Origin of the sequence: Nonomuraea sp. PA05 (genome assembly GCF_008086045.1) — a bacterium.
Taxonomy (GTDB): Bacteria; Actinomycetota; Actinomycetes; order Streptosporangiales; family Streptosporangiaceae; genus Nonomuraea; species Nonomuraea monospora.
Genome location: NZ_VSEY01000017.1, coordinates 211311 through 234077 on the forward strand (window position 1 = coordinate 211311; position 22767 = coordinate 234077).

30 protein-coding genes are annotated in these 22767 nt (G+C 72.8%); 20 read left to right on the forward strand and 10 right to left on the reverse strand.

All coding sequences use genetic code 11. The features are described from left to right. The first annotated feature begins 117 nt into the window (after positions 1-117). Positions 118-1338 (forward strand): serine hydrolase domain-containing protein, encoded by a 1221-nt coding sequence (locus tag FXF51_RS26870; RefSeq protein ID WP_148437431.1) that lies wholly within the window; start codon positions 118-120, stop codon positions 1336-1338. Between the two features lie 292 nt (positions 1339-1630). Here FXF51_RS26870 and FXF51_RS26875 read toward each other — a convergent pair whose 3' ends face one another. Continuing rightward, positions 1631-2032 carry a hypothetical protein gene (locus FXF51_RS26875; protein WP_148437432.1) on the reverse strand — a complete coding sequence of 134 codons (402 nt, stop codon included), beginning with the start codon at positions 2030-2032 and terminating at the stop codon, positions 1631-1633. A gap of 152 nt (positions 2033-2184) precedes the next feature. Between FXF51_RS26875 and FXF51_RS26880 the strand changes: the two genes are divergently transcribed. Together FXF51_RS26880 and FXF51_RS26885 are read left to right on the forward strand one after the other, a co-directional pair. Further along, entirely contained in the window at positions 2185-3444 is a 1260-nt protein-coding gene (locus FXF51_RS26880) for a sensor histidine kinase (protein ID WP_148437433.1), read from the forward strand. Beyond that, complete coding sequence (locus FXF51_RS26885; protein WP_148437434.1) at positions 3429-4076, forward strand: response regulator transcription factor; 648 nt, start codon at positions 3429-3431, stop codon at positions 4074-4076. The genes FXF51_RS26880 and FXF51_RS26885 overlap by 16 nt, the downstream gene beginning before the upstream one ends. A 259-nt stretch (positions 4077-4335) precedes the next feature. On the opposite strand, the gene FXF51_RS26890 is transcribed toward FXF51_RS26885, so the two are convergent. Beyond that, entirely contained in the window at positions 4336-5319 is a 984-nt protein-coding gene (locus FXF51_RS26890; protein ID WP_148437435.1) for an LD-carboxypeptidase, read from the reverse strand. Between the two features lie 134 nt (positions 5320-5453). On the opposite strand from FXF51_RS26890, the gene FXF51_RS26895 reads away from it, so the two are divergent. The 5 genes from FXF51_RS26895 to FXF51_RS26915 all read left to right on the forward strand — a co-directional run bounded on the left by FXF51_RS26895 (position 5454) and on the right by FXF51_RS26915 (position 10021). Beyond that, positions 5454-5999 (forward strand): dihydrofolate reductase family protein, encoded by a 546-nt coding sequence (locus FXF51_RS26895; RefSeq protein WP_148437436.1) that lies wholly within the window; start codon positions 5454-5456, stop codon positions 5997-5999. 2 nt (positions 6000-6001) lie between these two features. After that, positions 6002-6403, forward strand: a complete 402-nt coding sequence (locus FXF51_RS26900) for a hypothetical protein (protein WP_148437437.1) — start codon at positions 6002-6004, stop codon at positions 6401-6403. Between the two features lie 140 nt (positions 6404-6543). Next, entirely contained in the window at positions 6544-7359 is an 816-nt protein-coding gene (locus tag FXF51_RS26905; protein ID WP_148437438.1) for a class I SAM-dependent methyltransferase, read from the forward strand. Positions 7360-7537: 178 nt separating this feature from the next. Beyond that, a complete protein-coding gene (locus FXF51_RS26910) occupies positions 7538-8926 on the forward strand; it encodes an ankyrin repeat domain-containing protein (protein ID WP_148437439.1) in 1389 nt (462 codons plus the stop codon). A gap of 102 nt (positions 8927-9028) precedes the next feature. After that, positions 9029-10021: a BtrH N-terminal domain-containing protein gene (locus tag FXF51_RS26915; protein ID WP_148437440.1), complete on the forward strand. Its 993-nt coding sequence runs from the start codon at positions 9029-9031 to the stop codon at positions 10019-10021. Positions 10022-10043: 22 nt separating this feature from the next. On the opposite strand, the gene FXF51_RS26920 is transcribed toward FXF51_RS26915, so the two are convergent. Together FXF51_RS26920 and FXF51_RS26925 are read right to left on the reverse strand one after the other, a co-directional pair. Further along, positions 10044-10265 (reverse strand): hypothetical protein, encoded by a 222-nt coding sequence (locus tag FXF51_RS26920; RefSeq protein ID WP_187414586.1) that lies wholly within the window; start codon positions 10263-10265, stop codon positions 10044-10046. Further along, on the reverse strand, positions 10262-10627 hold the full coding sequence (locus tag FXF51_RS26925) for an SgcJ/EcaC family oxidoreductase (RefSeq protein WP_187414587.1): 366 nt from the start codon (positions 10625-10627) through the stop codon (positions 10262-10264). Before FXF51_RS26925 ends, FXF51_RS26920 begins: the two co-directional genes overlap by 4 nt. A 90-nt stretch (positions 10628-10717) precedes the next feature. Between FXF51_RS26925 and FXF51_RS26930 the strand changes: the two genes are divergently transcribed. The 7 genes from FXF51_RS26930 to FXF51_RS63830 all read left to right on the forward strand — a co-directional run bounded on the left by FXF51_RS26930 (position 10718) and on the right by FXF51_RS63830 (position 14707). Beyond that, on the forward strand, positions 10718-11350 hold the full coding sequence (locus tag FXF51_RS26930; protein ID WP_148437442.1) for a TetR/AcrR family transcriptional regulator: 633 nt from the start codon (positions 10718-10720) through the stop codon (positions 11348-11350). Between the two features lie 75 nt (positions 11351-11425). Continuing rightward, complete coding sequence (locus FXF51_RS26935; RefSeq protein ID WP_148437443.1) at positions 11426-12364, forward strand: zinc-binding dehydrogenase; 939 nt, start codon at positions 11426-11428, stop codon at positions 12362-12364. Positions 12365-12458: 94 nt separating this feature from the next. Continuing rightward, positions 12459-12887 carry an SRPBCC family protein gene (locus tag FXF51_RS26940; protein ID WP_148437444.1) on the forward strand — a complete coding sequence of 143 codons (429 nt, stop codon included), beginning with the start codon at positions 12459-12461 and terminating at the stop codon, positions 12885-12887. Between the two features lie 63 nt (positions 12888-12950). Then, positions 12951-13487, forward strand: a complete 537-nt coding sequence (locus tag FXF51_RS26945; RefSeq protein WP_148437445.1) for a hypothetical protein — start codon at positions 12951-12953, stop codon at positions 13485-13487. Between the two features lie 11 nt (positions 13488-13498). Beyond that, positions 13499-14188 (forward strand): hypothetical protein, encoded by a 690-nt coding sequence (locus FXF51_RS26950; protein WP_148437446.1) that lies wholly within the window; start codon positions 13499-13501, stop codon positions 14186-14188. Positions 14189-14313: 125 nt separating this feature from the next. After that, the gene (locus tag FXF51_RS62790) at positions 14314-14442 is read left to right on the forward strand and encodes a hypothetical protein (RefSeq protein ID WP_262379857.1); all 129 of its coding nucleotides are present in this window, start codon (positions 14314-14316) and stop codon (positions 14440-14442) included. 37 nt (positions 14443-14479) lie between these two features. Beyond that, the gene (locus FXF51_RS63830; RefSeq protein ID WP_411268381.1) at positions 14480-14707 is read left to right on the forward strand and encodes a hypothetical protein; all 228 of its coding nucleotides are present in this window, start codon (positions 14480-14482) and stop codon (positions 14705-14707) included. Here FXF51_RS63830 and FXF51_RS26960 read toward each other — a convergent pair. Beyond that, positions 14667-15062 (reverse strand): MerR family transcriptional regulator, encoded by a 396-nt coding sequence (locus FXF51_RS26960; RefSeq protein ID WP_148437447.1) that lies wholly within the window; start codon positions 15060-15062, stop codon positions 14667-14669. The two genes, FXF51_RS63830 and FXF51_RS26960, sit on opposite strands and share 41 nt — an antisense overlap. A 95-nt stretch (positions 15063-15157) precedes the next feature. Here FXF51_RS26960 and FXF51_RS26965 point away from each other — a divergent pair, with 95 nt between their 5' ends. The 4 genes from FXF51_RS26965 to FXF51_RS26980 all read left to right on the forward strand — a co-directional run bounded on the left by FXF51_RS26965 (position 15158) and on the right by FXF51_RS26980 (position 16875). Next, positions 15158-15607 carry a hypothetical protein gene (locus tag FXF51_RS26965; protein WP_148437448.1) on the forward strand — a complete coding sequence of 150 codons (450 nt, stop codon included), beginning with the start codon at positions 15158-15160 and terminating at the stop codon, positions 15605-15607. A 91-nt stretch (positions 15608-15698) separates the two neighbouring features. Further along, positions 15699-16052: a hypothetical protein gene (locus FXF51_RS26970; RefSeq protein ID WP_148437449.1), complete on the forward strand. Its 354-nt coding sequence runs from the start codon at positions 15699-15701 to the stop codon at positions 16050-16052. Next, positions 16049-16516: a MerR family transcriptional regulator gene (locus tag FXF51_RS26975; protein WP_262379858.1), complete on the forward strand. Its 468-nt coding sequence runs from the start codon at positions 16049-16051 to the stop codon at positions 16514-16516. The genes FXF51_RS26970 and FXF51_RS26975 overlap by 4 nt, the downstream gene beginning before the upstream one ends. Next, positions 16513-16875 carry a hypothetical protein gene (locus FXF51_RS26980; protein WP_148437450.1) on the forward strand — a complete coding sequence of 121 codons (363 nt, stop codon included), beginning with the start codon at positions 16513-16515 and terminating at the stop codon, positions 16873-16875. Before FXF51_RS26975 ends, FXF51_RS26980 begins: the two co-directional genes overlap by 4 nt. Positions 16876-17000: 125 nt before the next feature. Here FXF51_RS26980 and FXF51_RS26985 read toward each other — a convergent pair whose 3' ends face one another. Further along, positions 17001-17705, reverse strand: coding sequence for a glutamine amidotransferase-related protein (locus tag FXF51_RS26985; RefSeq protein ID WP_148437451.1), 705 nt, complete (start codon positions 17703-17705; stop codon positions 17001-17003). A 70-nt stretch (positions 17706-17775) separates the two neighbouring features. Here FXF51_RS26985 and FXF51_RS26990 point away from each other — a divergent pair, with 70 nt between their 5' ends. Next, on the forward strand, positions 17776-18654 hold the full coding sequence (locus tag FXF51_RS26990) for a LysR family transcriptional regulator (RefSeq protein ID WP_148437452.1): 879 nt from the start codon (positions 17776-17778) through the stop codon (positions 18652-18654). Positions 18655-18698: 44 nt separating this feature from the next. Here FXF51_RS26990 and FXF51_RS26995 read toward each other — a convergent pair whose 3' ends face one another. From FXF51_RS26995 to FXF51_RS27010, 4 genes are all read right to left on the reverse strand, one after another. Next, entirely contained in the window at positions 18699-19238 is a 540-nt protein-coding gene (locus tag FXF51_RS26995; RefSeq protein WP_148437453.1) for a DoxX family protein, read from the reverse strand. 38 nt (positions 19239-19276) lie between these two features. Further along, the gene (locus tag FXF51_RS27000) at positions 19277-19633 is read right to left on the reverse strand and encodes a VOC family protein (RefSeq protein WP_148437454.1); all 357 of its coding nucleotides are present in this window, start codon (positions 19631-19633) and stop codon (positions 19277-19279) included. A 133-nt stretch (positions 19634-19766) separates the two neighbouring features. Beyond that, on the reverse strand, positions 19767-21098 hold the full coding sequence (locus FXF51_RS27005; RefSeq protein WP_148437455.1) for a serine hydrolase domain-containing protein: 1332 nt from the start codon (positions 21096-21098) through the stop codon (positions 19767-19769). 18 nt (positions 21099-21116) lie between these two features. Continuing rightward, entirely contained in the window at positions 21117-22673 is a 1557-nt protein-coding gene (locus FXF51_RS27010; protein ID WP_148437456.1) for a hypothetical protein, read from the reverse strand. Positions 22674-22767: the final 94 nt, after the last annotated feature.

Here is a 22767-nt window from a genome sequence, read left to right on the forward strand (position 1 = left end):
TCCATGGACATTTCCTTTTTCTTCGGGGTTCTGCGTTGCAAATTTTGTGAATGCAAGATAGCTTTTCGTCTGCGCCAAATGAGTACTATCGCGAGTTGACCAGGAAGGAATCCTGACATGACCAGATCTCTCCCCTCAACGGCAGGGCTGCTCATCGCCGCCGTCGCGTTGACGCAGGCCGCCACGTCGCTCCCCGCGGCATCCGCCTCCACCTCCCACCCCCAGGTGCAGAAGGCGCTCGAGCGGGCCGTGGCCGACGGCGGCGTGCCCGGCATGGTCGCCGAGGTTCGCGACCGTCAGGGGCGGTGGTTCGGCTCGGCGGGGGTGGCCGACCTCCGGACCGGCCGCAAGCGCCACGCGCAGGAGCGGTTCCGGATCGGCAGTGCCGCCAAGCCGTTCACGGCCACCGTGGTCCTGCAACTGGCGGCAGAAGGGCGGCTGAGCCTCGACGACACCGTGGACAAGTGGCTGCCGGGCCTGGTCAAGGGCAACGGCAACGACGGCGGCGCGATCACCGTCAGGCACCTGCTCAACCACACCAGCGGGATCTTCAACTACGGCAACGACAAGGAGGAGTTCGCCAAGCTCTCCGGCCCCGCGTGGCTGGAGCACCGCTACGACGTCTACACGCCGGAGCAACTCGTGAAGATCGGCCTGCGCAACGCGCGCTCCTTCGAGGCGCCGGGTGACGGCTTCGTGTACTCCAACACCGGCTACATCCTGGCCGGGATGATCGTGGAAAAGGTGACGGGCCGGACTCTGGCCGGCGAGATCGAGCGGCGGATCGTCCGCCCGCTGGGCCTGACCGGGACGTACCTGCCGGGCAGGGAGACGGGGATCCGCGGCCCCCACACCCAGCACTACTCGACTCTGTTCGCCACCGAGACCGGCGCCAAGGTCCACGACGTGACCGGCCAGAGCGCCACCACCGGCTGGGCGGCCGGTGGCGTGATCTCAACGGTCGGCGACCTCCACCGGTTCACCGGCGCGCTGCTGCGCGGCACGCTTCTTCCGCCCGCCCAGCAGCGCGAGATGTTCACCATGGTCAAGACCGGGATCACGATGCCGGACGGCACCTGGAAGGACACCTGGATCCCGGGCACCACCTACGGCACCGGCGTCTTCTCGTGGACGCTGGCGTGCGGCGTGCGGGTCTGGGGCATCGGCGGCGCCATCACCGGCGGGTTCTCCTTCGCGATGGGCACCCGGGACGGTAAGCACCTGATCGCCACCAACATGAACGTCGACCTGTACGGCGGGCACAACTCGCTCGACATGTCCAGGGCGGTGATCGAGGCCGAGTTCTGCCCGCCCGCCTCCCGGACGCGGAACAAGTGACGGTCAAGCCGCCCTCGCGCCCTCCGGCCCCCGCCTGGCACGGCCGTCACCAGGGGTCCCGGTGGCCATCGCGGAACATCCAGCGAACCCGTCTCTAACCTGCGCTCATGGCGCAAGAGGATGCGATGAGCCCTGAGCGGTTCGTCGTCAGTGGGTCGCTTTGTCGCGGCGTCGGCGATCTTGTCGTCGAGCCATGCGTACAGCTGCGTCGTCCGGGATCGCGGAAGGGCGGCAGGCGCGGTCTCACGTGGGACGGGGCGGCGCCACCGAGGGTTGATCGCTCGACGCCCGATCAGCGCCTCTTGGGAAAGGCGGCGCGCAGTGTGGAGCCGCGGGTGATGAACGCGACCCGTACGACGGGCAGCATGCAGACGACCTGCATCACGGCGTACCACAGGGGGCAGATCCCCGGGATCAGGTCGACGCCGATGATCGCGATCGGCATGACGACGGTGAGGGCGTTCACGCGCTCGAAGGCCCGCCGAGATCCCCGGGAAGCGGAGACGGTCATCCGGTAGATCAGCACGGCGACCGCAGGCAGCAGGGCTGCCCGGACCCACATGAACGTGTTGACCATATGACCGCTGCTCGACACCACGATGACCGCCAGGAGGGCGATGGCGCTGAGCGCGCCGTAAACCTTGATGCCGTTCTTCGCCGTGTCGAAGGCCCCTTGGGGGTTGTTGGATTCCATGCTCAGCGACGCTACGAAGCGCTTGGCCGAGTCACTATCGGTCCAGGCACACGGGTGGGTGGGGCCAGACCCACTCCTTGGCCGGTCAGGGCAGTGGCGCGCTCCGCGCGGTGCACAGTGGAAGCACCGAACCGACAGGCGAAGGAAGAGGCATGCGGCAGTTGGGTATCTGGGCGGGGCGCGTGGGCGTGGGGTTCGTGCGGTCGTGCGTGGTTGCGGTCGTCACCATGCTGGTCCCGGCCGTGTGGGGCATGGCGGTGGCGTGGGCGGTCTGGTGGGGTGCGGGGAACCCGTGGTCGTGGCTGGCGCCGTTCGTGCTGGTGTGCGTGGCCACGCTGGGGCTATCCCGGCCGGTCTGCCGGCTGGTCCGTTCGCTGGTGGCGAGGTGGACGGGCACCTTCATCCCCGCCGGCTACCGGGAGGCCGGGCCGGTGGTGCGGATGTCCACCGGGTACTGGTGGAACGGCTTCTCCTACGAGCGCAGCCGCCGCGACGCCGTCCTGGACCAAAAATGGCGGGTCCGGTGGAAGGATCCCGCCGTCTGGCGTGACGTGCGGTTCACCGGGATCGTGCCGTTCGCCGCGGGCGTGGTGGCGTCCGTTCCACCGGCTGGAGTGGTCGCGGCGGTCCTCGGGCTTGGCCGGGGGGTACTCGCCGCGCGCCTCTTCGGGATGCTCGGCTTGGCCGGGGCCATCGCCACAGCCCCGTACGCCTGGCGGCTGCTCGTGCCGGTGGCCGTCCGCTTCCTGCGCCCGTCGCGGGCGATGGCGATGACCGAGCGGGTGGAGGAGCTGACCGCCCAGCGCGCGGACGCGACGGTCGCGCAGGCCGCCGAGATCCGCCGCATCGAACGCGACCTGCACGACGGCGCGCAGGCCCGCCTGGTCGCGCTCGGGCTCGCCCTGGCGACCGCCGAGCGGCTGATGGAGACCGACCCCGACCAGGCAAGGGCGCTGATGCGGGAAGCGCGCGGCGGTGCCGCCGCCTCGCTGGCCGAGCTTCGCGAACTGGTCAGGGGGATCAGCCCGCCGGTGCTGAACGAGCGGGGCCTCGCCGACGCCGTCCGCGCCCTGGCCCTGGATGTCCCCCTCGACGTGGCCGTCAGCGCCGACGCCGGCCTGCGCCTCGACCCGCCGATCGAGGCCGCCGTCTACTTCGGCGTCGCCGAGCTACTGGCCAACGCGGTCAAACACGCCCAGGCGTCCCGGGCGCGTATCTCCCTCGCCCGGGACGACGCCGCCCTCATCGTCGAGGTCGAGGACGATGGGCGGGGCGGTGCCGATGTGCGCGCCGACGGCGGACTCGCCGGTCTGCGCCGCCGCCTTGCGGTCTTCGACGGCACCCTGGAGATCAGCAGTCCGCCGGGCGGTCCGACCCGTGTGAGAATGGCATTGCCATGCGAGTCGTTGTAGCCGAAGACCTCTATCTCCTGCGCGAGGGGATGGTCCGCCTGATCGAAGCGTACGGGCACCAAGTGGTGGGCACGGCAGCCACGGGCCCCGAGACGCTGCAGGCGCTACGGAGATGGCGCCCGGACGTGTCCGTCATCGACGTCCGCATGCCGCCGAACCAGTCCGACGAGGGCCTGCGCGCGGCCCTCGCCGCCCGTGCCGAGATGCCCGGGCTGCCGGTCCTCATCCTCTCCCAGCACGTGGAGCAGTTGTACGCCCGGGAGTTGCTGGCCGATGGCTCCGGCGGCGTCGGCTACTTGCTGAAGGACAGCGTGTTCGAGGCCGACCAGTTCATCGGCGCCCTGGAGCGCGTCGCGGACGGCGGGACCGCCATGGACCCGGCGGTCATCGCCAAGCTGCTGTCCAGCAGTTCCCCGAGCCGCGGGCTCGAGCGGCTCACCGAACGCGAGCACGCCGTGCTGGCTCTCATGGCCGAGGGGCTGTCCAACCAGGCCATCGGCCGCCGCCTCTTCCTCAGCGACAGCGCCATCAGTAAGTACACGACCTCCATGTTCGGCAAGTTGAGCATCGTCGACGACGAAGACAGCAACCGCCGCGTGCGCGCCGTCCTGGCCTATCTGAACAAGCCCTAGCTTGATCGAGCGCCTGGCGCGTTCATCTGATCACTCATACCCGCCCACCAGCCCCGCCCTCGCTGTCGTCGGCATCCGATTTGATTGCCATGCCGTGATATGCGGTCGTCCACAGGATCGTAAGGCACCAGGCCTGCTCGGTCTGGTCCGCGGGTGGGGCCGGACGACGGCGCCCTGCTGAGCGGGGTGCAGGTCCCGGCGCAGCGCGTGCAGCGATTCGCCCTTGTTGAGCTGCCGCGCCGTTACCGGGCGCGCGCCGTCAGTGCTCGCGCAGGACGAGGCTCGCCTCCTCGCCGGTGACCGTGAGCTCGGCCAGCCCGCCGATCGGCACGGTGGCCAGGGGGGAGGTGTGGCCGACGTCCAGGTTGGCCAGCACCGGCACCTCCCGCAGGACCGGCTGGGTGGAGACGATCTGCTCCAGCAGCGGCCGGGTGACGCGGCTCGCCGGCTGGAAGCGTCCGATGGCCAGGCCGCGCACCCCGGCGGCGTCGGGAAGCTGCAGCAGGGACGTCAGGTTGCGGGCGAAGGTGGCCGCGTGCGACTCGAAGTCGTCCTCCAGCACCAGGATCGCGCCGTCGAGTGACGGCATGTACGGGGTGCCCCGCAGCGCGCTCAGGGTGGCGAGGTTGCCGCCGACGATCCGTCCCTCGGCGGTGCCGGGGCGCAGCCGCCACCAGCCCTCGTTGGGGATGAGCTCGCGCTTGTCCTGGTCGAGGAACCACAGGTCGTCGCTCCAGGCCTGCGAGGGCTCCAGGGTGACCGGGCCGGAGCCGAACATGACCTCGGTGAACCAGCGCAGGGTCTGCTCGAAGTGGTCGCGCATGCCGAACGTCGACCAGTGCGGCCCGGAGTAGGTGACCAGGCCGGTGCGGGCCAGGATGGCGTTCTGCAGGGCGCTGATGTCGGAGTAGCCGCACAGGATCTTGGGGTTGGCGCGGATGAGGTCCCAGTCCAGGTACGGCAGCAGCTCGTTGCTGTTGTAGCCGCCGATGACCGTGATGATCGCCGCGACCCCGGGGTCGGCGAAGGCGTCGTGCAGGTCGGCGACCCGGGAGGCGATGGCCGAGGAGTCGAAGGCGTCGCGTTCGTCCACGTGGTGGCCGTAGGTGAGGGTGAGGCCGAGCTCGGCGAAGCGGGTCTCGATGATGCCGGTGTGGTCGTGCTCGGTCACCATCGCGCGGGACCCGGACGGGGCCACGACCCGCACGACATCGCCCCTGGTCAGCTTGCGGGGATAGGTCATGTCCATGGACCTTATCGGCCTGGTGGGCGCTTCTCATCCGTATTACGTCACCGACAGAACGGCTTGCCTTGACAATTATTTTTTTCGGTGGAAGGCTGAACCCACCCCACAGAAGGACAAGGAGCCGGGCAACCATGAGAAAGATCATCGCGAACCTGTTCATCTCGCTCGACGGCGTCGTCGAGGCGCCCGAGACCTGGCACTTCCCGTACCTCAACGACGAGATGGGCCAGGCCGTCGCCGCCCAGATGGCAGCCGCCGACGCCCTGCTGCTCGGCAGGCGCACCTACGACGTCTTCGCCGCCCACTGGCCGCTCCAGGACTCCGCCAAGGACCCCATGGCCGCCACGCTGAACGCCGCGCCCAAGTACGTCGTCTCCACCACCCTGACCGACCCCACCTGGCAGAACACCACCGTCATCAGCGCCGGCCCGCGCAAGGAGCTGCTCCGGCTCAAGGAGGGCCCCGGCAAGGACATCGGCATGAGCGGCAGCCCCACCCTGGTGATCTGGCTGCTGCGCGAAGGCCTGCTCGACCAGCTCAACCTGATGGTGCACCCCATCGTGGTCGGCGGCGGGCAGCGCTTGTTCGAGGACGGGATCGGGCAGATCCCCCTCAAGCTCACCGCATCCGAGACCTTCAGCACCGGTGTGCTGAACCTGACCTACACGAGGGCCTGACCATGCCTGCCAAGACCGTCGCCGAGAAACTGCTCATCAAGCCGGGCACCGCCGTCTGGATCTCCGAGGACGCCCGCCGTCCGCTCGTGGAGCCGCTGCCCGACGGGGCTCGCCACGCGAACGCCGTCAAGGAGGCGGACGTGGCGGTGTTCTTCGCCGCCGACGCCGCCGCGGCCCGCCGGCTGCTGGACGAGCAGCGGGCCGCGCTCACCGAGCCGGGCATCGTCTGGGTCGCCTACCCCAAGGGCAACAAGTCGGACATCAACCGCGACACGTTGTGGCCGATCGTGGGGGAGTACGGGCTGCGGCCCAACGGGCAGGTGGCGGTGGACGAGGTGTGGTCGGCGCTGCGCTTCCGGCCGCTGAAGGAGGGCGAGCCGCCGTTCACCGGGGGCCGCGGCTGACCCCGTCCCCATGCGCCGCTCCTGTGAGCCACCTCCTGCTCCTGGGGCGGCTTGCTCCCGGCGCGCAGACCTGCGACACTCCGGCCAGGTCCGATCTTCGCCGCCGGAGCACCGCCGGCGAGGTCCAACGAGGAGGACCGATGAGCGCGGCCACAGGGCACAGCCATGACCCGGACACCCCGTACGCCTTCGACAACGACGCGCCCGACGCCGGCAGGGTGCTCAGCTCGCTGGGCGAGATGCTCGACGAGTACACCACCGCCAGGCTGGCCAGGCTCGGCGTCGCCGAGGGCGCCCGCTGCCTGGAGGTGGGCGCCGGCGCGGGCACGATCGCGGCCTGGCTCGCCGACCGCGTCGGACCGGAGGGCGAGGTGATCGCCACCGACGTCAAGCCCCGGCACGTACGCCCGCACCCCCGGCTCACGGTGATGCGCCACAACGTCGCCGCGGACCCGATGCCCCCCGGCAGCTTCGACCTCATCCACGCCCGGGCCGTGCTGCAGCACGTGCCGCAGCGCCGCGAGGTGCTCGCCCGGCTGGCCGGCTCCCTCGCGCCCGGCGGCGTGCTGCTGGTGGAAGAGCTGGAGGCGCGGTGGGCCGCGTCCGTGCTCGACACCCCCGACCCGCGCGCCCACGACGTGTTCGCCGCCTACGAGCGCGGCATCCGCGCCGTCCTGCGGGCCAACGACAACGACATCGCCTGGTGCCGCCACGTGCACGCGGCGATGACCGGAACCGGGCTGAGCCGGGTCGAGACCGAGGTGTGGCAGCGCTCGTGGAGCGGCGGCACCGGCGTCTGCCTGCTGGCCCACTTCGGCAGGGAGCTGGCGCCGCAGCTCCTCGAGGCCGGGATGGACCCCGGCGACCTGCACTTCCTCGCCGAGATCTCGCTTGATCCACGGCTGGTGATGCTGGGCATCCCGCTGCTGTCCACGTCGGGCGTGCGCGCGCAGTAGGCGCTTCGTGCGGTTGCCTTCGCGCGGGACCGATCATTACTGTGGACGGGAGCGTGCGAGGGCGCTGCCAGTCCGCGGGCAGGGAGTTTCCCACCTCGATCGACCACGTCGACGCACTGGACGTAGATCAGCCTCTTTCCGGCCGGGCGAGCGGACCTCGGTGACGAAGGAGGTCGCGATGTCCGCACGTCATTTCGAGCTGCCGGCCCGTCCGAGCCTGGAGTACTACCGCAAGCAGGCCAAACACCTGCACCACGCGTACGCGGCGGGCGAGGCGTCCGCCCGGGCGCGGGCCGCCGAGGTGCTGGGCGACCGGGCCGCCGGGCGGTTCCTGCTCAGCGACGCGCAGTTCGTGCTCGCGCAGGAGCACGGGTTCCGGACGTGGGCCGAGTTCCGCGCCCACCTCGCCGGCCGTGGCGCCGCCGAGGACCGGCCGGTCTCCCGGCTCATGGGCGTCCAGCCGGACACCTACGCCTCGATGGCCGACGCCCTCCTTGCCGAGCTGCGCCGCGGCGACGCGGGCGCGCTGCGCCGGCTGCGCGCCTACGTGCCCCGCCACGCAGGCGCCACCTCCGCTGCCCCCGCTGCCCCCGCTGCCCCCGCTGCCCCCGCGATCGTCGAGGTCAGGGACGCGCGGCTGGTCATCGCGCGGGAGCTGGGCTTCCCGACCTGGCGGGAGCTGATCTCGTACACCGAGAAGTCCCAGCGCGACCTGGGCGCGCACCGGGAGGAGCGGCGGCGGCTGCACCGCGAGGCCGAAGCCCTGCTGGCGGGCGACGCCGACCGCCTGGCCGGGGTGACCACCGCGCAGGCCGCGACCCTGCTGCGCATGCTCGCGGGCCCCGAGACGCTCCCCGGCGTCCGGCTCGGCGAGGACCTCGGTGTGCCGCGCGCCGGGGTGGAGGTCCTGCTCGGCAAGGCCGCCGACCTGGACCTCCCGCTCCTGTGGGCGGCCCGCTCCGGCAGGCTCGCGTACGTGCGGCTGCTGCTGGACGCCGGCGCCGACCCCGGCACCCGCGCCTGGGGCGTCACCCCGCTGGAGAACGCGATCTACCACGGCCACACGGAGGTCGTCGATCTGCTCGCCGGGTATGCGATCGTCCCGGGGGCGCTGTGGACGTTCGCCGCCTGCGGACGGCTGGACCTGGTGCGGGCGTGCTTCGGCGCGGACGGCGGCCTCCGGCCGGACGCGGCGGCCGCGCGCCCCGATCTGGCGGACACCGGCGCGGGGTTCCCGTCCCGGCTGCCCGCGAGCGGCGACCCGGAGGAGATCGCGGGCGAGGCGTTCGTCCACGCCTGCCAGCACGGCCGGATCGACGTCGTGCGGTGGTTCCTCGACCGGGGCGTGGATCCGGACGTCGCGCCCTACCTGGGGCGTACCGGCCTGCACTGGGCGATCACGACCGGTCGAGCGGACGTGGTCCGCCTGCTGCTGGAGCGCGGCGCCGACCCGTCCATCCGCGACGATCTTCTCCAGGCCGATGCGGCCGGGTGGCTGAACATCTGCTTCGGCGCTCGCCCGGACGATCCCGTGGCCCAGCGGCTGCGCGAGCTGATCACGCGATGAGCGTGGAAGGCGGACCTGGGTCCGGCAGGAGGGCCGCTGGACTCTCCCCCGGAGGGAGACCCGACCATGAAGGGGAGTACGGGCGAACGGGAAGGACGAGGCATGACCATCGTGCAGGGCATCGAGGCCCGCGGCATGCACCACTGCGAGACGACCGCGCTGGGGGTGCTGCTGCGGCACGAGGGGCTGGAGCTGTCCGAGCCCATGCTGTTCGGGCTGGGCTCGGGCCTGTCGTTCGTCTACTGGGACGCCAAGAGCATGCCGTTCCCGTTCCTCGGCGGCCGCGTGAAGCCGTTCGAGCTGACCCGGAACCTGGCGTCCAGGCTGGGGCTGACGCTGACGGTGCAGGAGACCGCCTCACCGCGCAAGGCGTGGCAGAACGTGGCCGCCCCCATCGACGCCGGCCGGCCGGTCGGCCTCCAGCTCGACTCCTACCACCTGGACTACTTCGGCACCAAGGTGCACTTCGGCGGGCACGTGGTCGCCATGTACGGCTACGACGAGCACCACGCCTACCTGGTCGACACCGATCAGCAGGGCGGTGCGGTGCGTACCGGGCTGGCGGGGCTGGCGTCGGCGCGGGCCGAGCGCGGCCCGATGACCGCCAGGAACCGATCCTTCACCCTCGCCCTGCCGCAGCGGCCGCCGTCCTGGCAGGACCGGATCGTGCCCGCCGTCCGGCACTGCGCCGAGGCCTTCCTCGCCGCGCCCATCGCCAATCTCGGCCACCGCGGCATCGCCAAGGCGGCCAGGCTGGTGCCGGGCTGGCTGCGCCGCACGGCCGAGCCGCGGCGGGACCTGCCGCAGGCCGCCCTGCTCATGGAGCGGGGCGGCACCGGCGGCGCGCTGTTCCGCGTCCTGTTCCGCGACTTCCTGGACGAGGGCAGCCGGCTGGTCAGCGGCGGCCCGCGCACCGGCCTGCGCACCGGCCACCGGCTGTACGCCGAGGCGGCCGTCGGGTGGACGGACGTGTCGGCCCTGATCGCCAAGGCCGGCGAGAGCGGCGACGCGGCACCCCTGGAGCAGGCCGGCGCCCTGCTGGGCGACCTCGCGCGCATCGAGGAGGAGGCCATGCGGGTGCTGCGCCGCCTCTAGCTCCTCACCGCCCGTACGGCCGTCACGCGATGGCGCGGCGGGCCCGCCCGCCGCGCCAGTCCCGGAAGGTGAGCAGGCCGGGGAAGTCCGCGCGCAGCCTGGCGGGATCGGCCTGGTGGCCGCTCTCGGCGAACCACTCGAACAGCCTCTCCTCGATCGGCAGCGGCACGAGCCGCGTGGGCACCCCGGTGACTGTGGCGCCGCCCGGCCGGCCGGTGGCGCCGATGACCAGGGCGAGGCTCACGACGCCACCACCGGGGTGGTCTGGGCCAGCGCGATCCGCCACGCGCCCTCGTCCTTGACCAGCACGAACGTCAGCGCTCCTGTCCGGCCGTCGCTCACGTGCTTGATCAGATGGGCCAGCGCCACGTCGGGGCGCAGGAAGGTGACGCCGAGCAGCTCGTTCCTGGTCAGCACATCCTTCAGCGGGGTGCGCAGCGCCTGGGCCATGACCTTCTCGACCTGCTCGCGGCCGCGCAGCCGGATGCCGGTGAAGTTGACCAGGGCCACCTGTTCGGTCAGCAGCCCGGTGAAACCGGCCACGTCGCTCTGCAGCTCCTCCGCGTCGCGGACGACCTGCTCAATCGCTTCGATATCTGGATTCACGTCGCATCTCCTCAACTAGCGGAGCGATTCGCTCCGGGGCCTGACACTACGCCGGAGCGAATCGCTCCGCAACTGGTAGAGTCCGGGGCGATGACCACACGCAAAGACATCGCAGAGCGCAACGACCGCACGTTGCTCCAGGCCGCCCGCGACGTGCTCGCCGAGGACGGCGCGCACGCCTCCGTAGCCGCCATCGCGGCCCGCGCGGGCGTCGGCATCGGCAGCCTCTACCGCCGCTACAAGACCAAGGAGGAGCTGTTCCAGCGGCTCAGCCTGCTCTCCCTCGACCACTGGAACGACGCCGCCGAGCAGGCCCTGGCCGACCCGGATGCCTGGGCGGGGCTGGTGGGGTTCGTGCGCGGCTGCGTGGAGTTCGGGCAGGGCTCGCTGGCGCCCGTCGCGGGCACCATCGAGGTCACCGAGGAGATGGCCGCCAAGTCCCGCCGCGGCGACGGGCTGCTCGATGAGCTGGTACGGCGGGCGCACGCGGCCGGCGCGCTGCGCCCGGACGTGACCGCCATCGACATCTCGCTGCTCATCGAGCAGCTCGGCCGTTCGCCGGTCGTCGATCAGCTCCGCAAGCAGGGCAGGGACGACCTCCTGCCCGCCGCCGGCGAGGCCCGGCGGCGGCTGATCGCGATCGCGCTCGACGGGCTGCGGCCGGGGCGTGACCCGCTGCCCGGTTCGCCGCCGGGCGAGGAGCTGTTCACCGGCCGATGGTAGAGCTTACGGGACTCGGTCCCGTCACTCCTGCTACAGTGATGAGACCAAGTCTTGTCGCTTGAGGAGTGTTTCCTGATGGGTCGAGCTGTGATCTATGAGACGTTCGGCGGCCCCGAAGTGCTGGAGCTGCGGGAAGTTCCCGAGCCGCACGCCGGCCCGGGCGAGGTGCGCGTGCGCGTGACGGCCGCCGGGCTGAACCCGATGGACTGGGCCATCGCCGCCCGTCCAGAACTGGCGGCGCGCTTCGGCATCACCGCGCCGTCCGGCTTCGGATCCGACCTCGCCGGCGTGATCGACGAGGTCGGCGACGGCATCGGGGGCGTCGGGGGCCTCGGGGGCTTCGCTGTGGGCGACCGCGTCCACGGCACTGCGCTGGGCAAGGCGGTCGCCGACCACGTGGTGATCCGGCCGCCCGCCGATGCGCTGTGGCGCACGCCGCAGGGCGTCGGCGACGAGGTGGCCGCGACGCTCGGGGTGGCGGGCCTCACCGCGGCTGCCGCCCTGGCCGCGATCGGCCTGCGGGCGGGCGACACCGTCCTGATCGGCGGAGCCGCGGGCGGCGTGGGCGTCTTCGCCGTGCAGCTCGCCAGGCTCGCGGGCGCCACCGTGATCGGCACCGCCTCGCCGGGCACGTTCGGCTTCCTGCGGCGGCTCGGCGCCGAGCCGGTGGCCTACGGCGCGGGGCTGGCGGAGCGGGTGCGGGCGCTGGCGCCCGGCGGGGTGAGCGCCGCGACGGACCTGTTCGGCACGGAGACGGCCGAGGCCGCGCTGGCGCTCGGTGTGGCGCCCGGCCGGATCTCCACGGTCGCCGCGGGCCCCAACCCGCCTGGCGGCGTGCACGCGACCGGCGCGTACAGCGCGGCGCCGGACGCCATGGAGCAGATCGCCGGCGCGGTCGCCGCGGGCGGGCTCATCGTCCCCATCGCCGCGGCCTTCCCGGTGGAGAAGATCCACGACGCCGTGACACTGCAGGCCGGCCGCCACGTCCACGGCAAGGTCGTGGTCACCTTCTGAGCGTCCTGCGGCAGGTTCGGATTCATCGGGCCCCGTCATGAGCAGGTACTCCACGGGCGTTGCCGCCCGGTGACGACGACGAGGGGAGCCGTTCGTGGTGAAACCCGTGTACACGGCCGCCGCCGTGCACGTGCCCGCACCGCCGGAGCAGGTGTTCGCGCTGATGACGGACTGGTCGCGGCACCAGGAGTGGATGTTCATGACCACCGCGCGGCGGGTGGGCGAGAGCGGGCTGGAGGCGTACACGGGCAGGTGGCCGTTCGGGTTCCTGGACACGATGACCATCACCCACTGGGAGCCGCCGTCGCTGGTGCGCGTCACGCACACCGGCCGGGTCGTGCGCGGGCGCGGTGCCTTTCGCGTACGGGCTGAGCGGGGTGGCAGCCGGGTGCTGTGGGCGGAGGAGCTGGGGCTGCCGTTCGGGGTGGCGGGACGGGCGGTGTGGCCGCTGCTCCGGCCCTTCGCCGACGCCTTCGCCCGGCACTGCCTGCACAGACTGGGCCGCCTCCTGCCACCCGCCTGACGGGGCTCCTGGCGCTCACGCGGGCGGCGGGAACCTGCGCGGTCCGGCAGGTGTAGGCAGGGCATGGCTTCCTACACCAGACGCCGCGCCCTCGCCCTCGGCGGCGCCCTGACCGGCGCCGCCCTCCTGCCAGGCTGCTCCAGCACCCCTGCCACCGCCCCGCGCCCCGCCGCGAGCCCGCCACCGGCCCGCCCCGGACGGCTGTTCGCCGACACCACCGCCGGGCTGGCCGTCGCCGACCTGGCCACCGGCGCCGTACGCGCCGCCTACCCGGGCGCGGTCGCCGACGCGGGCTGGACCCGCCTGTACCAGCTCGCCGACGGCCACCTGCGCATCTACGACACCGCCACGGGCCGCCTCCTGCACGAGGTCACCGCGGCAGGCGAGCAGATCAAGGCCGTCTCGACCGGCCAGGTCGTCCTCGGCCCGCCGCCGGGCGCGCGTACCCGCACCACCCTCACCCTCACCGGCGAGGGCCGCCCCCGCACCCTGCGGCTGGACGGCAACATCGAACCCGAGGCGTTCTCCTCGGACGGCGCCGTCATGTACGTCCTGGACCGCCTGCCCCCGGCCGCCCCCGGGTACGCGCCTTCGACCTGACCCGCGAGCGCATGGGCCCGCTGCAGACGCGCGACAAGCGGCAGGTCCCGGCCGGGCAGGAGGAGGAGATGCGCGGTCAGGGCCGCCAGGCCGTCCTCGACCCCGGCCAGAATGTCCTGTTCACCCTGTACACCCATCAGGACAGTCATCTGCACACCCGTGACCTGGCGGCGGGCGAGGACCTCAGCCCCGGGGTGCACGCCTTCGTCCACGTCCTGCACCTCGACCAGCGCTGGGCGTACTGCCTGGATCTGCCCGCCCCGTTCGGGCTCGGGCCCGCCGCTGGGCACACGCTGGCGCTGGGGGAGGCGGTGCTGTACGTGTTCGACGCCGCCAGCGGGCGGGTGGTGCGGGCCTCGACGCAGGACCTGACGATCGGCCGCTCCGCCCTGCTGGGCCGTCCCGCCAAGAGGACTGCTGAGGACTCGCCCGCGCAGGAGGCGTTCGCGGTCGCGGGTGGCGGGCGGTTGTACCTGGCGCAGGGCCGGCGGCTGCTGGTCGCCGACGGGGCCACGCTCGTCCCGCAGGCCACCTGGGAGCTGCCCGGGCCGGCGCGCGGGCTGGCGTTCCTGAACGGGGAGGTGCTGGCGGGTGCGGGCGAGCAGGTGTTGCGCCTGGACGCGGCCACCGGCGCCCGCCTGGGCGCCGTCACCCTGCCCGGCCTGCGCGCCCTGCGCCACGCAGAACAAGCCGCGGGCTGAGCACCACCCTCGGCCACGGGGGTCAGAGAGATCTGGAACGGAATCCGGCGTTGACGGGGACTCCTGCTGGTCAGCGAGCTCCTGTGTCGCTCTGATGACGCTGTGTCGGTTGGGTCATACGTTGCATGGCGACCGAGCTGCTCGGCAAGGCGCAGCGGGAGGCCGAGGACGACGGCGGCTGGCGGGCGGCGACGGCGAGCACGTACGCCACCGTGTCCCGGTTCGTGAAGTTGCTGGAACACCGTCTGCATTGACGACGCATCACGTCAGCTGCGAGCGCAGGGCTACCCGGTGCTGGATGACGACGTGGCCCGGCTCAGTCCCTTGATCAGGCGACACATCAATGTGCACGGCCGCTGTTCCTTCCAACGTCCGCAGCGGGCGGCGGGCGGCGAACGGCCTGCCCAGGCCGGGAGGGCGGGCGTCGTCGGGGAGTGCCTGATGCCCGCGCCGCAGCTCTCGGCCTCGTACGCCATCGCTACTCGGCGTTTGCCGGGTGGGAGTAGCTCGCCTGGGTGAGGCGGCATCGGCCGGCCTGGCAATCCTGCAAGTTCTCCATCGCGGCGTGCCGGGCTCTGGTCAGCTCGGAGATCTTGGCGTCGATCCGGCCCACGACCACCTCCAGTCGCCAGCGTTCGCTGTCACAGGTGGCCCCGCCCTGATCGTGAGCCGCCAGGGCGTCGACGACCTCGTCCAGGGTGAAGCCCAGCTCCTGCAGCGCCTTGGCCATCCGGATGCGCTCCACCGCCGCGGCGGCGAAGACGCGATAACCCGAGGGCCTGCGCTCGGCGGCGGGCAGGATGCCGCGCCGCTCGTAGAAGCGCACGGTGTCCACGCTGACCCCGGCCTCCTGCGCGACCTGGCCGATTTTCATGGCATTCCACCTCTTGACTCTGGACCCAAGTCCAGACTCTACGGTGTGCGGAAAGGCGCTACAAGAGCGCCGGCAACCACCGAATGGAGCCCGCCGTGGACATCCCCGCCGCTTCCACCCCGATCGTCTGCGACATGACCACCGCCCCCGACACCGCCGAGCAGCGCCTGGAGGAATACCGGCACCTGTTCGGCCGGCACCTCATCGACCGCGAGAAGACCGCCCGGGGCATCCGCTTCCGGCTGCGCGCCGAGCCCGGCGTGGCGGCGTGGGTGCGGGACCTGGCCGCACGGGAGAAGGCGTGCTGCGCGTTCTTCGCCTTCGACATCGCTCTCGAGGACGACGGCGAGGCCGAGCAGGTGGTCTGGGACTGCGCGGTCAGCGACAACGACACCGCCCGCGCCATCCTGGAGGAGTACTACCTGCTGCCCGACACCGCCGCCCAAGGCCCTGAGGCGTTGGAGAAGCACTACGCCGCCAAGGGCCTGAGCTTCATCGCCGACCCGGCCGACCCCCTGCGCTACACCGTCGGCGGACCCCGGTAGCGCCCGCGGGTCCGAGCCCCGTGGCCCGCCCGGCGAAAGGTGGGCCGCGGGGCTTGCATCCGGTACCCAGGTACAGGCTTACCGTCGAGGCATGACTCAAGACCTTGCCCTTGACCGGCAGTGGGTGCCCTCAGCGTGTACCCTGCCCACCGCCGAGCAGCCGCTGCGGGTGGCCGAGTTCGACGCCCTGTTCGCCGAGGCGGTGCAGTCGGTGGCGCGCCCGGAGCTCCGGCGGCTGAGCCTGGAGTTGGTCTTCGGCCCGGCCGCCGCGGCCCGGGCCGCCGAGCTGGCCGCGCGGGAGAACGGCTGCTGCTCCTTCTTCACCTTCACTCTCACCATCGCCGGCGGCAGCCTGGCCCTGGAGGTGGCGGTGCCGCCCGAGCACCTCGCAGTGCTGGACGCGCTGCAGGCCCGCGCTGGTGCTGCGGCTGCGGCCGCAGCGTGAGGCAGGACATCGTGCTGCAGGAGCCGGGCGGGCCGTACCTGCGCAGCGGGCAGGTGGCCGAGCAGGCCGGAGTCAACCCGCAGACCCTGCGCTACTACGAGCGCCGCGGCCTGATCGCCGAACCGGCGCGCAGCCCCGGCGGGCACCGCGCCTACCCGCCCGAGACCGTCACCCTGCTGACGGTGATCAAGGCCGCCCAGCGGCTCGGCTTCACCCTGGAGGAGGTGGCCGAGCTGATCGACACCGGTCGGCGCGCTCACCCCACCCCGGACCTGCGCGCCCGCGCCCAAGACAAGATCGCCGAAGTGGACGCGAAGATCGCCGACCTGACCACCATCCGGTCGGCGCTCACCGCGGTGGTCTCGGCCGGCTGCGACAGCCTGACCCACTGCACCTGCCCCGGCTGCCCGCTGCCGTTCGCCGACCTGGCCGAGGGCCGCCCCTCGAAGGAGAACCGATCGTGAACACCCCCGATGAACGCCGTGCGCCGGTCGCGGTGTCTCTCACCTCAGCCGCCGAGGCGGCGAATGACCACCACCACAACCATGGCGGCGAAGGCGGGCCGCCGCGGCGCAGCAAGGTCGCCGCCACCCTGGCCGTCCTGGCGTGCGCGGCCTGCTGCGCATTGCCCGTGTTGATCGGCGCGGGCCTGCTCACCGGAGCCGGCGCCGCGCTGGCCGAGCAGACCTTACTGGCCGTCGCGGGCCTGCTGCTCGCCGGGGCCGGGGGCATGTGGTGGCTGCACCGCCGCAAGAGCGCCCGCGCCGCGCAGCCCGGTGTGGGCACCTGCGGTTCATCGGTGTGCGGCTGCGGCGGCTGCTGACCCCGCGTGACCAGTCAGCTGGCCGCGCGGCGAAGAACACCTCCTGACCCCCGCCACCTCACCGCGAACGCCTTCCCTCCGGCCCGGGCGAGCCCGCCGGATGCGGCGTCACGGCAGAAGCGGGGTCACCGGGCGGAGGCCAGCTCCCGCCCGCGGTGATGCCGGGCGACCGCAGCCGCGAACGCCGCCACCACCGGATGCGGCCGCCGCCCGTCCCCGGCCAGCTCCGGCTGGAACAAGGTGGCCAGGAAGAACGGATGCCCCGGCAACTCCGCCACCCGGGCCGTCCCGTCATCGGCATGCCCGGAGAACACCATCCCGCCCTCCGCCAGCGTCTCCTTGTACGCCTCGTTCAGCCCGTAGGAGCAGATGTAGGACTCCATCGTCGAGGACGCCCCCACGATCTGCTCGATCCGCGTGCCGGGCACCAGCCGCACCCGCCCTTCGTGCCCGGCCAGCGAGCACGCCAGCGGCGTCATCAGCAGCTCGTCCGCATCGGGCTCGTTCTCGGCGTGCGCGACCCGCAGGCCGCACACGTTGCGCCCGAACTCCAGCAGCATGTGCTGGAACCCCGCGCACGTCCCCAGGAACGGGATCCGCCGCTCCCGCGCCACCCGCACGGCCTCCACCGCGCCCGCCTCGTCCCGGTACGGGCTGCCGGGCACCAGCCAGATCCCGTCGAACCCGTCCACCCCGCCGACGTCGTCGGTGGGCATCCAGTACGGGTCGAGCGCGATCCCGTCACGCTCGCGCAGCGTCTCGACCAGCAGCGGGATCCGGGCATGGGAGCGAACACCGGGGGAGCGGTCCCCCACCAGAGCGATTCTCATGGCACCATCGTGACCGGCGCACCGCGTTAAGCGCCAACGATGATTACTGCACCGACGATAAGCGACGCTGATGGACCCTCACCTGCTGACCACGTTCGTGACCGTCGCCCGGCACGGCTCGTTCTCCGCTGCGGCCGCCGAGCTCGGCTACACCCAGTCGGCGATCTCCCAGCAGATCGCCGCCCTGGAGGCCGATCTGGGGCTGCCGCTGCTGAGCCGCCGCCCGGTCGAGCCCACCCCCGCCGGGCGGCGGCTGCTGGAGCACGCCGAGCCGCTGCTGCTGCGCCTGCGGGCCGCCCGCGCCGACGTGCTGCGTACCGCCGCGCAGCCCCGCCACCTGCTGCGACTGGCCGCCACCCCGCTGGCCGTCAACCCGGTGGTGTCCGCCCGCCTGGCCGAGGCCCGCGCCCGCCAGCCCCGTCTGGAGGTGCGGCTGCGCACCTGCCGGGCCGAGGACCTGGCCGCCGTGGTCGCCGAGGGGCGGGCCGACCTGGGGCTGGCCGACGGCCTCGCGGCGCCGAGCGATCCGCTGCGGCTGCCGGAGTCCGGGCCCATGACGACGACGGGGGTGTCGGAGGAGGACCTGGTGGTGGTGCTGCCGGGCGGCCATCCCCTGGCGGGGCGGGCGTCGCTGCGGCTGGCGGACCTGATCGACGCCCGCTGGCTGCAGAGCCCGCTGTGCCCGCTGGCCCGGCTGCGTGACCTGGTGGGCGACGGGTTCCCGGCCGGTCTGGAGTACGAGGGGGACGACGTGCACACGGTGCTCGCCCTGGCGGCGGCCGGTCACGGCCTGACCCTGCTGCCCGCCTCGGCCGTGCCCGCCGGCGGCGGCGGGCAGGTGCGTGTGGTGCCGGTGGCCGCGCCCCGGCTGGTGCACCGGGTGGAGCTGCTGCACGCGGCCCTCCCGGCGGGCGCGCCGGCCGACGTGGCCGCCGTCCTGACCGGCTGAGCGGGTCAGAAGGACGTGCTGGTCACGTGCTGGTCACGTGCTGGTCACGTGCTGGTCATCGTGTACCACGTCGGCACACACGCCAGCAGGACGATCGCGGCGAGCACCACCGACGACCAGAGCGCGCGGGAGCGGGTGAGGGTCGTGGGCGCGACGGGCCGCAGCTTCCATCGTCCGGCCGTGATGATGGCCGCGACGCCGCCCAGCAGGACGTTCGCCGGCACCAGCTCGAACTCGCCGCGCACGACGTGGAACCCGGCCGCGAGGATCATCGTCAGCGTCAGGCCGGCGCCGGCCAGCGGCGTCAGCGACGGCCTGACCTTCGCCATCGCCGGCAGGATCAGGCCGATCCCGCCCAGCACCTCGCACACCCCGATGAAGACGATCAGCGGCTGGGGTGTGGCCGCGTACCAGGCCACGGCCTGGGGCGCCGCCGCGTACAGCGCGTCGTCGTACAACAGCACCTTGCCGAAGCCGCTGCCCGCGAAGAAGAAGCCGAGCAGCGCCTGCAACGTCCAGAACACGCCGTTGAGCGTGACCCGCGTCCCGCGCCTGTGCGCACTGACCTCGACGCCGATGTTCATGTTCTCTCCCTGACTCGATGGGTGGGCGGTCCGTGCGTTCACCGGTCTTGAATCAGCCCGAGGACGTTGCCGTCGTGGTCGGTGACGGTGGCCACCAGCCGGCCGCCGCCGACGTCGTGCGCGGCCTCCTTGATGGTGGCCCCGGCGGCGGACAGCTCGGCCAGCTTCGCCTCGAGGTCCGGGACGTGCCAGTAGGCGACCGGCGCGGTCATGCCCTGCGGCCCGCCGCCCGGCACCAGCCCGATGTGCTGGCCGGCGGCCTCGAAGCCGACGTAGTAGGGCGAGTCGTCCCGTGGCGCGACCCCGAGCAGGGCCGCGTACACCGCCTTGGCCTTCTCCGGGTCGGACACGGGGTGCAGCACGGTCTTGATGCCGTGGGTGGAGGTGCCGGTCATGGTCGCTCCTGTTGTGGTGGATCGGAAGTTCGCTGTGGTCACAGCTTCGCTTCCGGCCCGCCTGCGCCACATCCGTGGTGAGCACGGATCACGACCACGGAGTGCGTACGGAACGGGTGCTGCAGGACTTCCGTCAGGCGTGCCAGCCGTCCGTCCCGCCCGGCACCGGCGCGTCCGGGTCGTACGGCGTGCGGGTGAAGATGAACGTGTTGAGGTCCAGATGATCGGCCGCCACCCGCAGCGTCTCCCCGGCGTAGTAGCCGTCCAGCCCCAGCCACGTCCCGTCGTCCTGCGGCACGAAGCGGGAGGCCCGCCCGGCCCCGCCCACCGGCTCCAGCGACAGCCCCCGTTCGGGCAGCAGCCGCAGCGTGTACGCCTTCGGCCCCCAGTGCCACAGCCCGGTCAGCGCGAGCAGGGCGGGGTCGGCGGGCACGGGCCGCCACTCGTCGGGCAGGCGCGGCTCGCAGCGGTCGAGGATGTCGAGCAGGTCGGTCAGCAGGGTGCCGCTCATGCCGCTGGTGGTGTTGGCCATGAACAGCGCCCCCACGCCTTCGGCCGCCTCGGCCCACACGGTGGCCAGGAAGCCGGGCATGGAGCCGCCGTGGCCGGCCAGGCGGCGCCCGCCGGTGCGGGCCAGTTGCAGGCCGAGGCCGAACGCGCCGGTCCAGGTGTCGCCGTCCTCGACGCCGATGGGTTCGCGCATCTCGGCGAGGGTGGCGGGGCAGAGCACGCCGCGGGTGTCGCCGCCGAGGAAGGCCGCCCAGCGGGCCAGGTCGTGCGTGGTGGACCAGAGCTGCCCGGCCGGGCCCATGGCGTCGGCGTCGTGTTCCGGCTCGGCCTGCACGACGTCGGCCCAGGGGTGCACGGCGTAGCCGGTGGCGTGCGGGGCGCGCGGGCGGGGCGTGGTGGACAGCATGCCGAGCGGGTCGAGCACCTCGGCGCGCAAGGCCTTGAGCCAGGTGGTGCCGCGCAGGCGGGCCACCAGCTCGCCGAGCACGGCGAAACCGACGTTGGAGTAGTGGAAGCGCCGCCCCGGCCGGTGTTTGAGCTCGCCGGGCCCGAGCCGTTCCAGCAGGTCGCCCGCGGGGATGCCGGGGGTGCGTTCCCACCAGGCGGTGGGCGGCTCGGCGGTCAGGCCGGCGGTGTGGGACAGCAACTGGGAGATCGTCAGGTGGCCGACCCTGGTGCCGGGCAGGTGCCGTTCGAGCGGGTCGTCCAGGCCGAGCAGGCCCTCGTCGCGCAGCCGCATCACCACCACCGCGATCATGCTCTTGGTGATGGAGCCGATGCGGTACTGCGTGGCGGCGGTCGGTGGGGCGCCGTCCACGCTGCCGCGCCCGGCGAACCACGCCAGCCGCCCGTCACGGACGATCGCCGCCGTCACCGACGGAATCCTGCACTCGGCCTGCTCGACGGCGAGCCTGCGCAGCAGTGCGCGCGCCGCCTCATGTCCCACCTGCGTCATGGGCGACAAGAATATCGCTCAGATCGGGATCAGCCGTGGACCGATCAGCTCGCCCTGGTGGGGCTGGGGGTGCGACTGGTCGTGGAAGTAGTGCCCTGCGTACCAGACGACGACGTTGGTGCCGTTGATGTTCTCGCCGTTGAGGAAGCGGTTGAGCGCGGCGCGGTTGCGCGGGCCGGGGTCGCCGTCGTCCAGCTCGCGCGGGTGGTGGCGCAGGAACCACAGGTCGGACACGCCGTAGGCGTCGGCGGTGCCGTCGAACGGGCCGGGGTGGATCTGCAGGCCGCGTCCGGAGGCCTTGTCGCGCACCTGCCAGTGGCGGGCGGGCGGGCGGCGCCTGCGGGAGGTCTCGCGGATGATGGCGACCGGTTCGGGGATGAGGGAGCCGGTGTCGTCGATCTGCTCGACGACGTCGTTGCTCGCGCCCTCGACGTCGAAGTCGAGCCGCCAGTAGCAGTGGTGGCGGTGCACCAGGCAGGTCATCGGGTTGCGGGTGGCGGCGAACCCGAAGCGCGGCAGGATCTCGCCGTCGTCGGCCAGCCGCCAGTCGCTGGCGTAGCGGTACCAGCCGGCCTCCAGCTCGCTGACGATGCGCAGCCGCCGGCCGTCGTGGTGGAAGGCGACGCCCTGGAAGTTGCCCGCGTCGGTGGACGGCCGTTCCAGGATGGTGCGGGGCTCGCGGGTGCACAGCCGCCAGCCCCAGCCGACGGGGTCGGCGCCGGTGGCGCTGAAGCGGGTCTCGGCGCTGACGTCGTCGCGGAAGGTGGTGCCCTCGTCGTAGTCGACGTTGAGGATCGGCACGTGCGCCTGCCGCAGCACGAGCCGGCCGCGGTAGCGGACCTGGCGCAGCTCGACGCCGCCGCCCAGGCCGGGGCTGCGCGGCGCGGAGGCGCGCGGGCGCACCACCAGCAGGTTCCACAGCTCGGTGGCGCCGCGGTGGACGCGGACCCGCACCTGGTCGGGGCCGCCGCGGTCGGCCAGCGCGTCGACGCCGGCCGGGACGCTGTCCTCGCAGTCGTGGTGCATGCGCACGTTGACGCCGTCGGGCGTCCAGTCCACCGAGCGGGCGGCCAGGTCGACGGCCACGACGCGGTGCCGCAGCCCGGTGGGCTCGCCCGGCGTGTACAGGCCGAGGGCGGGGCGGCGCACGGTGGTGCCGTCGGGGTTCTCGGCGTCGGCCAGGGCCGGCATGGGCTTGTAGACGACGACGTCCTCGCCTCGCGGGAAGCGCGGGTCGGCGCGCAGGATCGCGGCGGCGGCGACGAGCTCCTCGCGGCTGGGCGGCGGGCGGAAGGAGCTGGGCCGCAGCTCGGCGCGTTCGGGCCGGTCGAGGGTGCCGCGCAGCTCGACGGCGCGGTTGCCTGCGGGGTCGAACACGGTGGCCTGGAACGGCGCGTTGTCGCCGGGGTCGTGGCCCAGGCCGGGGGCGAAGGCGACGGTGAGCCGTTCGGGGTCGGCGACCTCCAGCGCGGCCAGCGCCTCGGGGTGCTCGGCCACGGCCTGACGCAGCCGCTGCTCGCTCAGTCCGGTGCGGGGGACGGCTTCGAGCGTGACGCGCACGTCGTCGTCGGTCATGCTGCACTCCCTGCGTCGGTCGTGTACAGGCGCAGTGTGGTGCCGCCTGAGCGGGTTTTCCAGTCATGCACCGGTTACCGGGAGGTGACCGGCT

Coding starts and splice junctions, on each gene's coding strand:
- FXF51_RS26900 (WP_148437437.1), top strand. CDS start 6,002: ATGCCTGCCAAGACCGTCGCCGAGAAACTGCTCATCAAGCCGGGCACC.
- FXF51_RS26960 (WP_148437447.1), bottom strand. CDS start 15,062: ATGAAAATCGGCCAGGTCGCGCAGGAGGCCGGGGTCAGCGTGGACACC.
- FXF51_RS26905 (WP_148437438.1), top strand. CDS start 6,544: ATGAGCGCGGCCACAGGGCACAGCCATGACCCGGACACCCCGTACGCC.
- FXF51_RS27010 (WP_148437456.1), bottom strand. CDS start 22,673: ATGACCGACGACGACGTGCGCGTCACGCTCGAAGCCGTCCCCCGCACC.
- FXF51_RS62790 (WP_262379857.1), top strand. CDS start 14,314: ATGGCGACCGAGCTGCTCGGCAAGGCGCAGCGGGAGGCCGAGGACGAC.
- FXF51_RS26930 (WP_148437442.1), top strand. CDS start 10,718: ATGACCACACGCAAAGACATCGCAGAGCGCAACGACCGCACGTTGCTC.
- FXF51_RS26985 (WP_148437451.1), bottom strand. CDS start 17,705: ATGAGAATCGCTCTGGTGGGGGACCGCTCCCCCGGTGTTCGCTCCCAT.
- FXF51_RS26880 (WP_148437433.1), top strand. CDS start 2,185: ATGCGGCAGTTGGGTATCTGGGCGGGGCGCGTGGGCGTGGGGTTCGTG.
- FXF51_RS27005 (WP_148437455.1), bottom strand. CDS start 21,098: ATGACGCAGGTGGGACATGAGGCGGCGCGCGCACTGCTGCGCAGGCTC.
- FXF51_RS26875 (WP_148437432.1), bottom strand. CDS start 2,032: ATGGAATCCAACAACCCCCAAGGGGCCTTCGACACGGCGAAGAACGGC.
- FXF51_RS26910 (WP_148437439.1), top strand. CDS start 7,538: ATGTCCGCACGTCATTTCGAGCTGCCGGCCCGTCCGAGCCTGGAGTAC.
- FXF51_RS26995 (WP_148437453.1), bottom strand. CDS start 19,238: ATGAACATCGGCGTCGAGGTCAGTGCGCACAGGCGCGGGACGCGGGTC.
- FXF51_RS26885 (WP_148437434.1), top strand. CDS start 3,429: ATGCGAGTCGTTGTAGCCGAAGACCTCTATCTCCTGCGCGAGGGGATG.
- FXF51_RS26935 (WP_148437443.1), top strand. CDS start 11,426: ATGGGTCGAGCTGTGATCTATGAGACGTTCGGCGGCCCCGAAGTGCTG.
- FXF51_RS26870 (WP_148437431.1), top strand. CDS start 118: ATGACCAGATCTCTCCCCTCAACGGCAGGGCTGCTCATCGCCGCCGTC.
- FXF51_RS26895 (WP_148437436.1), top strand. CDS start 5,454: ATGAGAAAGATCATCGCGAACCTGTTCATCTCGCTCGACGGCGTCGTC.
- FXF51_RS26915 (WP_148437440.1), top strand. CDS start 9,029: ATGACCATCGTGCAGGGCATCGAGGCCCGCGGCATGCACCACTGCGAG.
- FXF51_RS26950 (WP_148437446.1), top strand. CDS start 13,499: ATGGGCCCGCTGCAGACGCGCGACAAGCGGCAGGTCCCGGCCGGGCAG.
- FXF51_RS26990 (WP_148437452.1), top strand. CDS start 17,776: ATGGACCCTCACCTGCTGACCACGTTCGTGACCGTCGCCCGGCACGGC.
- FXF51_RS26945 (WP_148437445.1), top strand. CDS start 12,951: ATGGCTTCCTACACCAGACGCCGCGCCCTCGCCCTCGGCGGCGCCCTG.
- FXF51_RS26890 (WP_148437435.1), bottom strand. CDS start 5,319: ATGACCTATCCCCGCAAGCTGACCAGGGGCGATGTCGTGCGGGTCGTG.
- FXF51_RS26970 (WP_148437449.1), top strand. CDS start 15,699: ATGACTCAAGACCTTGCCCTTGACCGGCAGTGGGTGCCCTCAGCGTGT.
- FXF51_RS27000 (WP_148437454.1), bottom strand. CDS start 19,633: ATGACCGGCACCTCCACCCACGGCATCAAGACCGTGCTGCACCCCGTG.